9 protein-coding genes are annotated in these 12,472 nt (G+C 71.1%); 4 read left to right on the top strand and 5 right to left on the bottom strand.

The genetic code is table 11. The features are described 5' to 3' along the window. Window positions 1-227 precede the first annotated feature (227 nt). From IAI53_RS16710 to rfaE2, 3 genes are all read left to right on the top strand, one after another. Window positions 228-1,160: a MerR family transcriptional regulator gene (locus IAI53_RS16710; protein WP_187719269.1), complete on the top strand. Its 933-nt coding sequence runs from the start codon at window positions 228-230 to the stop codon at window positions 1,158-1,160. 226 nt (window positions 1,161-1,386) lie between these two features. Continuing rightward, window positions 1,387-3,093: a Na/Pi cotransporter family protein gene (locus IAI53_RS16705; RefSeq protein ID WP_187719268.1), complete on the top strand. Its 1,707-nt coding sequence runs from the start codon at window positions 1,387-1,389 to the stop codon at window positions 3,091-3,093. A 46-nt stretch (window positions 3,094-3,139) separates the two neighbouring features. Continuing rightward, window positions 3,140-3,628: a D-glycero-beta-D-manno-heptose 1-phosphate adenylyltransferase gene (gene rfaE2 / locus IAI53_RS16700; RefSeq protein WP_187719267.1), complete on the top strand. Its 489-nt coding sequence runs from the start codon at window positions 3,140-3,142 to the stop codon at window positions 3,626-3,628. Here rfaE2 and IAI53_RS16695 read toward each other — a convergent pair. From IAI53_RS16695 to IAI53_RS16680, 4 genes are read right to left on the bottom strand one after another with little or no spacing between them, the layout of a single operon-like run. Continuing rightward, window positions 3,590-6,328 (bottom strand): PAS domain S-box protein, encoded by a 2,739-nt coding sequence (locus IAI53_RS16695; protein ID WP_187719266.1) that lies wholly within the window; start codon window positions 6,326-6,328, stop codon window positions 3,590-3,592. The genes rfaE2 and IAI53_RS16695 overlap by 39 nt on opposite strands. Continuing rightward, the gene (locus IAI53_RS16690; protein WP_187719265.1) at window positions 6,325-7,464 is read right to left on the bottom strand and encodes an ABC transporter substrate-binding protein; all 1,140 of its coding nucleotides are present in this window, start codon (window positions 7,462-7,464) and stop codon (window positions 6,325-6,327) included. Before IAI53_RS16690 ends, IAI53_RS16695 begins: the two co-directional genes overlap by 4 nt. Further along, window positions 7,442-9,658: an EAL domain-containing response regulator gene (locus IAI53_RS16685; protein ID WP_187719264.1), complete on the bottom strand. Its 2,217-nt coding sequence runs from the start codon at window positions 9,656-9,658 to the stop codon at window positions 7,442-7,444. The genes IAI53_RS16690 and IAI53_RS16685 overlap by 23 nt, the downstream gene beginning before the upstream one ends. Window positions 9,659-9,700: 42 nt before the next feature. After that, entirely contained in the window at window positions 9,701-9,970 is a 270-nt protein-coding gene (locus IAI53_RS16680; RefSeq protein ID WP_187719263.1) for a hypothetical protein, read from the bottom strand. A 153-nt stretch (window positions 9,971-10,123) separates the two neighbouring features. Between IAI53_RS16680 and recQ the strand changes: the two genes are divergently transcribed. Next, window positions 10,124-11,950 carry a DNA helicase RecQ gene (gene recQ / locus IAI53_RS16675; protein WP_187719262.1) on the top strand — a complete coding sequence of 609 codons (1,827 nt, stop codon included), beginning with the start codon at window positions 10,124-10,126 and terminating at the stop codon, window positions 11,948-11,950. Window positions 11,951-12,046: 96 nt separating this feature from the next. On the opposite strand, the gene IAI53_RS16670 is transcribed toward recQ, so the two are convergent. Continuing rightward, on the bottom strand, window positions 12,047-12,391 hold the full coding sequence (locus tag IAI53_RS16670; RefSeq protein WP_187719261.1) for an FKBP-type peptidyl-prolyl cis-trans isomerase: 345 nt from the start codon (window positions 12,389-12,391) through the stop codon (window positions 12,047-12,049). Window positions 12,392-12,472: the final 81 nt, after the last annotated feature.

Here is a 12,472-nt window from a genome sequence, read left to right as displayed (position 1 = left end):
CAATCCAGGGGCAGGTACAGGCTTTGCACTCTTTGTCCACGCCCTCGAAATGGAACCGGGCGCCGCAGGAATGCACGGGAACTGGCAGGGACTAACGGGTCGGATGCTGCGCAGATGCGGAAAACCTGGCCGCCCTCGACAGAATCCGACACTGTCCTAGACAAATCACGCTGACGAACCTAAGATAGTTTCAACGAAATCCGTTGTCAACGTTTTGTCCAGGACAAATGCCAAACTCCGCTCTTGACACAAACTCCGCCGCACAGGCCCTGGGGATCGCCGCGGTCGAACGCGACACCGGCATCGCCAAGGACACCCTGCGGGTCTGGGAACGCCGCTACGGGTTTCCCGCGCCCTTGCGCGACGCCCACGGCGAGCGCCTCTATCCGTCTGCACAGGTGGAGAAGCTGCGCCTGATGCGCCGGCTGATGGACCAGGGCAGGCGGCCATCGACCATCGTGCGGCTGAGTACCGACGAGCTGGCGACCCTGCTCGACGCCGCCGGCCCGGGCGAGGTCGATCCGCAGCGCAGCGAACGCGAGGCCGCCCTGCTGCAACTGGTGCGCCTGCATCGCAGCAACGAACTGCGCGCCGCGCTCTACCAACTCCTGCTCAAGCAGGGCCTGCAGCGCTTCGTTGCCGACACCGTGGCCCCGCTCAACGACTGCATCGGCCATGCCTGGCTGCGCGGCGAGATCGACGTGCCTGAGGAGCACCTGTACACCGAGCAGGTGCAGAACGTGCTGCGCAGCGCGATCGGCTCGCAGGCGGTGGCGGGGGGCCGGCCGCGCATCCTGCTCACCACCTTCCCGGACGAGCAGCACGCCCTCGGCCTGCTGATGGCCGAGGCCACCCTGGTGCCCGAAGGCGCCGCCTGCGTCTCCCTCGGCACCCAGACGCCGATGAGCGACATCCGCAGCGCGGCCGAAGCCGGCACCTTCGACGTGGTGGCCCTGTCCTTCAGCGCCGCCTATCCGCAGCGCCAGGCGGTGGACGGGCTGAACGCGCTGCGCGAACTGCTGCCGCCCGGCATCGCGCTGTGGGCGGGCGGGGCGGCGGTGCAGGGCAAGAACCGGCGGCTGAACGGCGTGCGGGTGATCACCGACCTGGACGACGCGCTCACCGCCCTGGCGCAGTGGCGGGCAGAACACCACAACTGAGAATGTGTGGATGAATCTACTGCGCGGGCCGATGGCGGCGTTGCGCGGTGCCCGCTTCCTCGCCTATCCATCTGATATGTCTCGGCCGCTGTGCGCCGCGCGCCTTGCCACAGCCCCGTTCGCTACGATTTCTTCACACCTTCTGAGCGGCACACCGCGCTTTTCGCTGCCCCCGTTGCGTATTACTCTTTCGGCAAGCAGGCCCGCCCGCGCGCCGCGCGCCTGAATGTCTCTTGCCGAGGAGTTGCCCCTGGACACCGTCGCGCCCTCCCTGTTCTCCATCCTCGCCGGCGCCTTCGGCGGCGTGGGCCTGTTCCTGCTCGGCATGCACCTGCTCACCGACGGCCTGAAGCTGGCGGCGGGCCGCGCGCTGGAGGAGTTGCTGCAGCGCTCCACCTCGACCCCGCTCAAGGGGCTGGCCGCCGGCATGCTGATCACCACCCTGGTCCAGTCCTCGTCGGCGGTCACGGTGGCCAGCATCGGCTTCGTCAACACCGGCCTGCTGTCGCTCGGCAACGCACTGTGGGTGATCTTCGGCTCCAACGTCGGCACCACGATGAACGCCTGGCTGGTGGCCTGGCTGGGCTTCAGCTTCAAGATCGACGCCTTCGCCCTGCCCTTCGTCGGCATCGGCGCCGCCACCATGCTCATCGCCCGCGGCCAGCGCCCGCGCTCGCTGGGCCAGGCGCTGGCCGGCTTCGGCGTGCTCTTCCTCGGCATCGACGTGCTCAAGGACACCTTCTCGTCCTTCGGCGCCGAGATGGACATCGGTCAGTACGTCGGCCAGGACCTGCTCGGTTACCTGCTGCTGGTCGGCATCGGCACCCTGATGACCGTGCTGATGCAGGCCTCGGGCGCGGTGATCGCCATCGTCATCACCGCCGCATCCGGCGGGCTGATGAGCATCGAGGCGGCCTGCGCGATGGTGATCGGCACCAACATCGGCACCACCTTCACCGCCATCCTGTCGGCGGTGGGCGCCACCTCCAACGCCCGCCGGCTGGCTGCCTCGCACGTATTCTTCAACCTGATCACCGGCGCGGTGGCGCTCGCCCTGCTGCCGCTGCTGATCGGCTTCCTCGGCGTGCTGCGCGACTGGCTCGACCAGCCGGCCAGCCCGGCGGTGACCATCGCCATGTTCCACACGGTGTTCAACGTGCTCGGCGTGCTGCTCATGGTGCCCGCCAGCGGCTGGCTGCTGCGCACGCTGTCGCGCCGCTTCACCAGCCGAGAGGAAGAACGCGCCCGCCCGCGCTACCTGGACGCCAACGCCGCGACCGTGCCGGATCTGGCCCTGCGTGCGCTGCGCATGGAGCTGGGCCGCACCCAGGCGCTGGCGGCCGCCTGCCTGCAGGCCGCCTCGACCCGGCCGGCCGGCGAGGACGCCATCCGCGAACAGCGCGAAGTGCTCGAAGCCCTGTCGCACAGCATCGCCGAGTACGCGGGCCGGCTCAACGCGGCCATCCTGCCGCCCACGCTGGTCGAGGAACTGGCCCGCAGCCTGCGCGTGCTGCAGTACCAGGAGAACGCGGTCGACGGCAGCCTGCAGGCCGCCACCCTGGCCCCGGGCCTGGCCACCGTGGCCGCTCACCTGACCGCGGCCGAATCCGCCTTCTCACAGGCGCTCGCCGCGCTCTCCGCCGCCGCAGACCCGGCCGCCCCGGCCTACGCCGAAGAGCGGGTGGAAGCCGCCCTGCACACCGCCGAGGACGCCTACGCCCGCCTCAAGGAAGCCCTGCTGGTGGCCGGCGCCCACGCCCAGCTGAGCATTCCGGACATGCAGCAACTGCTGCGCCACGCCAGCCTGCTGCGCCGCGCGGCCGAACAGACCGCCAAGGCCGCCCGCCACCTGTCGGCCCTGGATGCTGGCATCGCGCCGCCCAGGGACGAGAAGCCCGACGGGGAACCCGCCGAAGGCGCCGAGCCGGCCTGAGGCGCTGCTACAATCCCCGCCTTCCGACGCCGCCCGCTCCCCGACCATGGACTACCCCCACCCCGCCTTCGAAGACAAGATCTGTCCGCCCGAGGCGCTTGCCGAGCGCGTGGCCACGCTGCCCCGCCCGCTGGTGTTCACCAACGGCTGCTTCGACATCCTGCACCGCGGCCATGTGACCTATCTGGCGCAGGCCCGCGCGCTGGGCGCGGCCATGGTGGTGGCGCTCAACACCGACGCCTCGGTGCGCCGACTGGGCAAGGGTGAGGACCGCCCGGTGAATCCGCTGGAAGACCGCCTGGCGGTGATGGCCGCGCTGGACTGCGTGGACTTGGTCACCTGGTTCGACGAGGACACCCCGCTGGCACGCATCCTCGCCTGCCGGCCGGACGTGCTGGTCAAGGGCGGCGACTGGGCGCCCGAACGCATCGTCGGCGCCGCCGAGGTACGCGGCTGGGGCGGCAGCGTGCATTCCATCCCCTTCCGCCACGAGCGCTCAACCACCGCGCTGATCGGCCGTATCCGCAGTCTCTGAGTCCTGGTTTTCGGGTGCGCGGCGCGGAATCCGCACCCGCATGCGCGTCCCCTCGCCGGGACGGCTGTCCACCTCCACCGTGCCGCCCAGCAGGTTGCTCACCAGGCTGTGCACGATGTGCAGGCCCAGCCCGCTGCCGCCCTGCCCCAGCCGGGTGGTGAAGAAGGGATCGAAGATGCGCCGGCGGTGCTCGGCGCTGATCCCGCGGCCGTCATCGCACACCTCGATCAGCACCGCGTCCTCGCCGTCGGCCCGCCCGCGCACGGTCACCGTGCCGCTGTCTCGCCCGGCAAAACCGTGCACGATGGCGTTGTTGACCAGGTTGGTGAGCACCTGGCCGAGCGGCCCCGGATAGCTGTCGAGCAGCAGGCCGGGCTCCACGTCGGTTTCCAGCTTCCAGGGCTGGCGCTTGAAGGAGGGGCGCAGGGTCAGCGCCAGTTCGTCCACCACCTCGCCGAGGGCGAACTGGCGGCGCTGCGAGCTGGCCTGGTCCACCGCCACCTGGCGGAAACTGGCCACCAGTTCGGCGGCGCGCTGCAGATTGCGCTCGATGATGGCCGTGCCGGCCTCGGTATCGCCCAGGTACTGCTCCAGCGAGGAGCGCTTGAGCCCGCCTTCGAGCTCGCGCCTGAGCGCGCGGGTGTGGTCGGCCACGGTGTTGGCCGCCATCAGGCCGTTGCCCAGCGGGGTGGACAGCTCGTGGGCGACGCCGGCCACCAGCGCGCCGAGCGCGGCCAGCTTCTCGGCGCGCAGCAGCTCGTCCTGGGTCATGCGCAGGTGGTCCAGGGCCGCCGCCAGTTCGCTGTTGGAGCGCTCGAGCGCAGCGGTACGTTCGGCCACCCGCAGCTCCAGGGTCTCGTTGAGCTCGCGCAGGCGTTCGCCCGCCTCGCGCCGTTCGCTGATGTCGATGTCCATGCACACGAAGTAGCGTCCGCCCTCGCGCGCCGGAATGGAGAACGCGGTCATCAGGATATGCCGCGTCTCGCCGGCCCTGTTGCGCACCGGCAGCTCGACCGGGGCTTCGGTGCCGCCGTCCACGTCCAGCCGTGCCAGCATGTCGCGGAAGGCCCGCATGCGATCGGCCGGCAGCACCCCCAGCGCCTCCAGCGTACGCCCCAGCGCCTCTTCCGCCCCGTAACCGTAGAGCAGTGCCGAACCGGGGTTCCAGTACAGCACCCGCCCGGCCGCGTCGTACCACTGGATGGCCACCGTGGTCGCCGAATCCAGCGTGGCGCGCAGCCGCGCCTCGCTGCGCGCCAGCGCCTCGCCCGCCTGCCAGCGGTCGGTGATGTCGCGCCCGATGGCGCCATAACGGCGCACGCCGCCTTCGTCGTGGGCCACCACCAGGGTCCACGCCACATGATGGGTCTTGCCCGCGGCGTCGACCATCGGGCACTCGAACGCAACGCTCTCGGCGCCGGCCGACAGGCGGCCGAACAGCTCGTGCTGCCAGCGCTCGTCGTCGAAGCACAGCCAGCGCCCCATGGGCTGGCCGATCATCTCCGCCTCGCTCACGCCCAGCAACCGGCAGGCCGCCGGGTTGGCGTAGGTCACGTTCCAGCCGGCGTCCAGCCTGACCACCAGCTCGGTGGTGCTCTCCACCATCTCGCGGTAGGCCGCGCGGCTGGCCGCCAGCGCCGCCTCGCGACCCTGCACGGTCTCGCCCATGCGCTCGACCGCCACCGCCAGGTCGTTGATCTCGCTGACCCGCGCCGGGGTCCACGCCAGCCCGTAACGGCCTTCGCCGACCTCGCCCGCAAAGGCCGACAGGCGCGCGAACTGCCGGCCGAAATAGCGCGCCTGGACCGCTGCGCCGAGCAGGCCGATGCCCACCGCCGCGGCAAGCCCGCCGAGCAGGATCAGGCTGGCGGTGCGCGCCGGACGGTAGGCGCTGGCTTCGGAACGCATCACCAGCACCCGCCAGCCGAGATCCGGCACCCGCGCCACGGTGCCCAGCATCGCCTCGCCTTCGAAGCCGAAACGCACCACCTGGTCGGCAAAGCTCTGCGGCGAGCGCACGAAGTCGTGGTTGCCGAAGTCCTGCAGGCGCGCACGCAGTTCGTCGTGCGAGTCGGCCAGTGCCCGTCCGCGCCGGTCGAGCAGCAGGGTGCGCAGGTCGCCGTCGGCGGACACCGCTTTCAGGCGGCCGACGAGCGGGTCGAAGGCCAGCTCGCCGATCAGGGTGAAGGCGCCGGCCCGCCGCGCCGCGGCGACGGTGAAGCCGCCGTCCACGGTGGACAGGAAGGTGTCCGTCCAGTGGGTTTCGGTGGATTCGCGCGCGGTACGCCACAAGGGGTGGGCGGACAGGTCCAGCCCCAGCAGGTCTGCGCGCAGGCCGCGGCGTGCCGGCGGCAGGCCCACGGCAACCACCCGCCCGGAGCGGTCGACCAGATAGAGCGAGGAGAAACTGCCCGGCTGCTCGAGGAAGCCGTCGAGCAGCGCATAGACATACTGCGGCGCCAGCCCGCGCTCGGCCACCAGCGCGCGGGAGATGCCTTCCAGCGCGAAGGCGGGGCCGGCGAGGTGGGCCTGGACCTGGCCGACGATGGCGTTGCCGAGCTGGATCTGGCGCTGCTCGATCTCGCGGGTCGCCTGCGGCATCAGCCAGTAGATGACCATCGGATAGACCACCGCAAAGGTCGCGGTGGCCACCAGCAGGGAACGGAGGAAAAGCAGGCGCGCCAGGGGCTGCGGTCTCACCGGCCGCCTCCCCCACTGGCCGGCATGAAGCGGCCCTCACGCACCACGGTCAGGTGAATCGGGCGGGAGGAGTCGCCGTAGCGGTCGAAGACAATGGACCGCTGCACGCCCTCGAAGCGCCCCTGCGCCAGCAGACGGGCCTTCACGCTGGCGCCCGAGCGTCCGGCCACCGCCGCGAGCGCGACATTGGCGGCATCGTAGCCGGCCACGCTGGCAAAGCCGGGCGAGGCGCCGAAGCGTTCCTCGTAGGCGGCGCGGAAGGCGCGGAAGCGCTCGGCCTGGTCCTCGCGGTCGAAATACTGCGGGGCGAACACGCCCTCGGCCGCCGCGCCGCCGAGCTCGACGAAACGCTCGGTCGCCGCCCAGTCGGCGATCAGCAGATCGAGCTGGGCGGCGCGCTGGCGCAACAGCTGCACGATGCGCGCGGCATCCACCGCGCCGGCCACCACCACCAGGGCATCGGGCCGCGCTTCGAGCATGCGCGCCACCTGCGGCAGCAGGCTCGCTTCCTCGCCCGAGCTGAAGCGCTCCACCCGCAGCACCGCGCCGCCGCCCTCGGCGAAGGCGGCGCCGAACTGCTCGGCCCAGTCGGCGGTGTAGGCGAGATTGCCCTGGTCGATGATCAGCGCCGCGCGCCGTGCCCCGCGTTCGCCCGCCAGGAAGCCTGCCGCGGCGCGGGCGTACTCGGTGGTGGCGGAGATCACCCGGAAGAAGTGGTCGTCGCGCCCGGAGAAGCGGGAGCTGGTCACCGTGGGCGAGATCAGCGTCACCCCGGCTTCGTCGGCCAGCGGGATCACCACCTCGGCCATCGCGCTGGTCATCGGCCCGACGATCACCTCGACACCGGCATCGATCAGCTCGCGCATCGCCCGCCGCGCCGTCTCCGCGTCCTGGGCATCGTCGCGCACCAGCAGTTCGATGCGCCGTCCGGCCAGGCCGTCGGCCGCATTGGCCTGCTCGATCGCAAGCTGGGCGCCGTCCTTGCCTTCGCTGCCCAGGTCGGCCACCCGGCCGGACAGGCCGCCGACGAAGCCGATGCGCACCGGCTCGGGCGGCGCGCAGGCCAGCAGCGCCCACGCGGCGAGCAGCGGAAGCAGTGCAAGGGAGAAGCGCTCAGCGGCCCGCCGCGTCGCCATGTGCATCCAGCCAGGCATGCCATTCGGCCGCCGGCATCGGCCGGGCAAACAGGTAGCCCTGGCCGAGCTGGCACCCCATCTCGTGCAGATGCGCCTGCTGTGCCGCCTCCTCGATGCCCTCGGCGATCAGTTCGATGCCGAGGCGGCCGCCGAGGCCGCAGACCAGCGCGGCGATCTCGCTGCCGCGCGCCTCCTGCCCGAGCGCCTGCACGAAGGCACGGTCGATCTTCAGCCGGTCAACATTCATGCGCTGCAACTGGCTGAGCGAGGAGTAGCCGGTACCGAAATCGTCGATCGCCAGTTCCAGCCCCATCTCACGGATGCGGCCGAACAGCTCGACGATGCGGGCGCCCTCGCCCATGGCCACCGACTCGGTGATCTCCAGCTCGATCTGCGCCGGCGAAGCGCCGGTTTCGGCCAGCACGGCGCGCAGGCGGTCGATGAAGCGCGGATCGCGGAACTGGGTGAGCGAGACGTTGACCGCGATGCGCAGGTCGCCGCGGCCGCGCGCGGCGAGCGCCACCGCCTCGCGGCAGGCCTGGCGCATCACCCATTCGCCCAGCGCGACGATCAGCCCGGACTGCTCGGCGAGCGGGATGAAGCGGTCGGGCGGGATCATCTCGCCCTCGGCGGTGCGCCAGCGCAGCAGGGCCTCGGCCCCCACGCAGCGCCCGCTGGCCAGGTCGACCTGCGGCTGGAAGGCGAGGAACAGTTGCTCGGTGGCAAAGGCCTCGCGCAGGCGGTTGAGCAGATGTACGCGGTCGCGGATGGCGTCGCCCATCTGCGCGCTGTAGGCGGCCAGGCTGCCGCGCATGCCCTGCTTGGCGTGCTTGAGCGCCAGGAAAGCCGCCTCCAGCGCCTCGTTGCCGTCCCCCGCCACATCGGCCAGCGCCACGGTGCCGCCGGTCACCGACACGGTGATGGGTTCGCCGTCGACGGTCAGCGCCTCGTCGAACAGGTAGCGCAGGCCGTCCGCCGGCGGCGGGGCCTCGCGCCACAGCACCGCGAAGATGTCGCTGCCCACCCGCGCCACCAGCGCGTCCGGGCAGCCCCCGACCAGGCGCAGGGCCGCGGCGTTCAGCAGGCGGTCGCCGTAGCGGTGGCCGAAGGCGCCGTTGATCTCGCCGAAGTGGTCGATGTCCAGCACCGCCAACAGGCCGCGCCTGCCCGCGCCACGCGCCAGGCAGGCGTCGAGCTGCTCGACCAGATGACGCCGGTTCGGCAGGTGGAGCAGCTGGTCGTAATAGGAGTAGGCGCTCAAGCGCTCGACCAGGCCGGCGTTGTCCAGGCACATCGCCACATTGGTGCAGAACACCTCGAGCAGGCCGGGGTCCAGGCTGTTCTCGTCGGCGCACCCGGCATCCACCCATGCCGCCAGGCTGCGCCCGCCCTGCCCGCCGAAGTACAGCGCCATGCCGCGCCCCTCGCCGCTCACCGCGGCGCGTTCGCGCAAGGCACGCTCGAGCATTACGCGCACCGACGCCTCCTGCAGCGTGTCCAGCGCCCGGCCAATCGCCGGCTGGAAGCGGCCTGCGGCGGCCACCACCACCGCTCCGTCATCCCCGTCGCTGCGGGCGCACACCAGGCCCTCGGGCTGCAAACCGAGCAGGCCGGCGATCTGGGTGATCACCCCGGCGGCAAACTCGGCCAGCCCCTCGGTGCGCAACAGGGCCGCGCTGCCGTGAACGATCTTGGCCAGACCGGCGCGGCCGGCATTGATGATGTGCAGCTGCTGGTAGGTGCGTATCGCGGCGGTGAGCGCGGCGAACAGCCGGCCGCGGGAGAGTTCGGACTTGTTCTTGTAGTCGTTGATGTCGTAGTCGCGGATGGCTTCGAGCTCGGGCGCATAGCCCGGCTGGCCGGTACGCAGGATGATGCGCGCCTCGTGCAGCCCGTAGCGGTTGCGCACCTCGTCGACCAGGGCCAGGCCGGCGTCCTGGGTTTCCATCACCACGTCGAGCAGGATCACCGCGAGGTCGGTTTCGTGCGCGAAACACTCGCGCGCCTCGGCGGCGGAATAGGCGTGCAGGAACTGCAGCGGGCGCCCGACCACCTCGACGCCGGCAAGGCCGAGTTCCGTGCTGCGGTGCACGTCCTCGTCGTCGTCGACGATCAGCACCTTCCAGCCCTGCCGGACACGTGCCGGCGCATCCGCCGGCGCTTCGGCGGAAAACTCGATCAGCTCGTCACTCATCGAAGCAACCTGCGGTCACGCGGCAGCATGTGCGCTGCCAGGTCAGTCCTGAACGCCCTTGCGGCCCTGGTCCCGCTCCCACCAGCTCGTCGTCGCACTCTCGTCGAAGTCCGGGAACTCGCGGTCGTGCTCGAGCAGCAACATCATGATGGTCGAGGCGTGTTCGGGCGGAAAACCGCTCCGCCCGCCACTGCGGGTGTCGTTCATCAAGCCGTTTATCAACTTGCGGCATTCCCGGGAGCCCCATTTTTCGCCGATCTCCGCCAGATGCGGATAGGCGGCGAACAGTCTGCTGGTGTCGGTCTTCGGCATCACGTTCCTCCTCCTGCATGTGCTCGTGCAGCCGATACAACGTGAATATCGGCGCCCCCGCCGCCGCGGTCAAGTGCCGCACTCGCCATGCCGGCGACCGGCCCCGGCCGGTCCGCGCAGCGAGCCCGGCGGCGGCCAAGTAGAATAGCGCCGATGAACGCCCCCCAGCCCACTCCCCGCTCCGCCCACCACGTCCTCGAACACGTCTTCGGCTACACCGCCTTCCGCGGCGAGCAGCAAGCCATCGTCGAACACGTGGCGGCCGGCGGCGATGCGCTGGTGCTGATGCCCACCGGCGGCGGCAAGTCGCTGTGCTACCAGATCCCCGCGCTGCTGCGCGAGGGCACCGCCATCGTCGTCTCGCCGCTGATCGCGCTGATGCAGGACCAGGTCAGCGCGCTGGTCGAAGCCGGGGTGGCCGCGGCCTGCCTGAACTCCAGCCTGTCGCTGGACGAGGCGCGCGCGGTCGAGCGCGAGCTCTTCGCCGGCCGCCTGGACCTGCTCTACGTCGCCCCCGAGCGCCTGCTCACCCCGCGCTTCCTCGACACCCTGGACGAGTTGCGCGACACCCGGCGGCTGGCGCTCTTTGCCATCGACGAGGCCCACTGCGTGTCGCAATGGGGGCACGACTTCCGCCCCGAGTACCTGCAGCTCTCCATCCTGCCGGAGCGCTATCCGGCCATCCCGCGCATCGCGCTGACCGCCACCGCCGACCGCCAGACCCGCGAGGAGATCGCCCGCAACCTGCGCCTGGCCGACGCGCGCCGCTTCGTCTCCAGCTTCGACCGCCCCAACATCCGCTACCGCATGGTGGACAAGGCCGACCCGCGCCGCCAGCTGCTCGCCTTCATCCGCGAGGACCACCAGGACGAGGCGGGCATCGTGTATTGCCTGTCGCGCCGCAAGGTGGAGGAAACCGCCGCCTGGCTGGCCGAACACGGCGTTGACGCCCTGCCCTACCATGCCGGCATGCCCAGCGAGGAGCGCGCCGCCAACCAGGTGCGCTTCCTGCGCGAGGACGGCATCGTCATGGTGGCCACCATCGCCTTCGGCATGGGCATCGACAAGCCGGACGTGCGCTTCGTCGCCCACCTCGACCTGCCGCGCTCGGTGGAGGGCTATTACCAGGAGACCGGGCGTGCCGGGCGCGACGGCCTGCCGGCCGAGGCCTGGATGGCCTGGGGCGCGGCCGACGTGGTGCAGCAGCGCCGCATGATCGACGAATCCGAAGGCGGCGAGGACTTCAAGCGCCTGGCGCGCGCCCGCCTGGACGCCCTGGTCGGCCTGGTGGAGAGCACCGGCTGCCGCCGCCAGCATCTGCTGGAATACTTCGGCGAGGCGAGCGGCCCCTGCGGCAACTGCGACAACTGCCTGGAGCCGCCGCAGACCTGGGACGCCACCGACGCCGCGCGCAAGGCGCTGTCCTGCGTGTTCCGTACCGGCCAGCGCTACGGCGCCGGCCACCTGATCGACGTGCTGCGCGGCGAGCGCAGCGAGAAGGTGCTCGAACGCGGTCACGAGGCGGTGAGCACCTTCGGCATCGGCGCCGATGTGGACGACAAGACCTGGCGCACCCTCTTCCGCCAGCTGGTGGCCCGCGGCCTGCTGGCGGTGGACCACGAGCGCTACGGCGCGCTCGCACTCACCGACGAGGCGCGCCCGCTGCTGCGCGGCGAGGCCGGGTTCATGCTGCGCCTGGTGCCCGAGAAGCAGCGCCGCACCAAGCGCCGCAGCACCAGCCTGGAGATCCCGGCGGGCATCCCCACCACCCTGTTCGACCGCCTGCGCGCCTGGCGCGCGGAGACCGCCAAGGAGCGCAACGTGCCGGCCTACGTGATCTTCCACGACGCCACGCTGCGCGAAATCGCGCTCGCCCGCCCGCACAGCCTGGCCGAGCTGGCCGGCATCAGCGGCATCGGCGACCGCAAGCTGGAGGCCTACGGCGAGGCCATCATCACCGTGGTGGCAAGTACCACGTAGGAGCGGCCTTGGCCGCAATGCGGTCGCCGTTTCCCCGAAGGCCGCATCGCGGCCAAGGCCGCTCCTACATGCCGACCTGGCGTCGGCCTGTTTCGCTCAGCGCACGCCGAGCAGTTCCACCTCGAACACCAGGGTGGCATTCGGCGGGATCACGCCGCCGGCGCCGCGTGCGCCGTAGCCCAGTTCCGGCGGGATGGTCAGCTTGCGCTTGCCGCCCACCAGCATGCCCTGCACGCCCTCGTCCCAGCCACGGATCACGTAGCCGGCGCCGAGCGGGAATTCGAAGGGGTCGTTGCGATCCTTGCTGGAATCGAACTTCTTGCCGTCGGTCAGCCAGCCCGTGTAATGCACGGTGACGGTGTGGCCCTTGGCGGCGGCTTCGCCGCTGCCGACTTCCAGCTCTTCGATCACGAGGCCGCTGGCGGTGGTGGTCTGGGACATGGATGCTCCTGCTCTGCTGTCGGTGATTGGAAGGCGCGATTCTACCGGATACGGCGCCGGCGTCTCCCGCCCGCCCCGCCG

This window comes from Thauera sedimentorum (assembly GCF_014489115.1).
In the GTDB taxonomy this organism is placed as follows: domain Bacteria; phylum Pseudomonadota; class Gammaproteobacteria; order Burkholderiales; family Rhodocyclaceae; genus Pseudothauera; species Pseudothauera sedimentorum.
Note: the sequence above shows the minus strand (reverse complement) of the source record. Positions and strands in the feature narration are given on the sequence as shown.

Coding starts and splice junctions, on each gene's coding strand:
- IAI53_RS16710 (WP_187719269.1), top strand. CDS start 228: ATGCCAAACTCCGCTCTTGACACAAACTCCGCCGCACAGGCCCTGGGG.
- IAI53_RS16705 (WP_187719268.1), top strand. CDS start 1,387: ATGTCTCTTGCCGAGGAGTTGCCCCTGGACACCGTCGCGCCCTCCCTG.
- rfaE2 (WP_187719267.1), top strand. CDS start 3,140: ATGGACTACCCCCACCCCGCCTTCGAAGACAAGATCTGTCCGCCCGAG.
- IAI53_RS16690 (WP_187719265.1), bottom strand. CDS start 7,464: ATGGCGACGCGGCGGGCCGCTGAGCGCTTCTCCCTTGCACTGCTTCCG.
- IAI53_RS16685 (WP_187719264.1), bottom strand. CDS start 9,658: ATGAGTGACGAGCTGATCGAGTTTTCCGCCGAAGCGCCGGCGGATGCG.
- IAI53_RS16680 (WP_187719263.1), bottom strand. CDS start 9,970: ATGCCGAAGACCGACACCAGCAGACTGTTCGCCGCCTATCCGCATCTG.
- recQ (WP_187719262.1), top strand. CDS start 10,124: ATGAACGCCCCCCAGCCCACTCCCCGCTCCGCCCACCACGTCCTCGAA.
- IAI53_RS16670 (WP_187719261.1), bottom strand. CDS start 12,391: ATGTCCCAGACCACCACCGCCAGCGGCCTCGTGATCGAAGAGCTGGAA.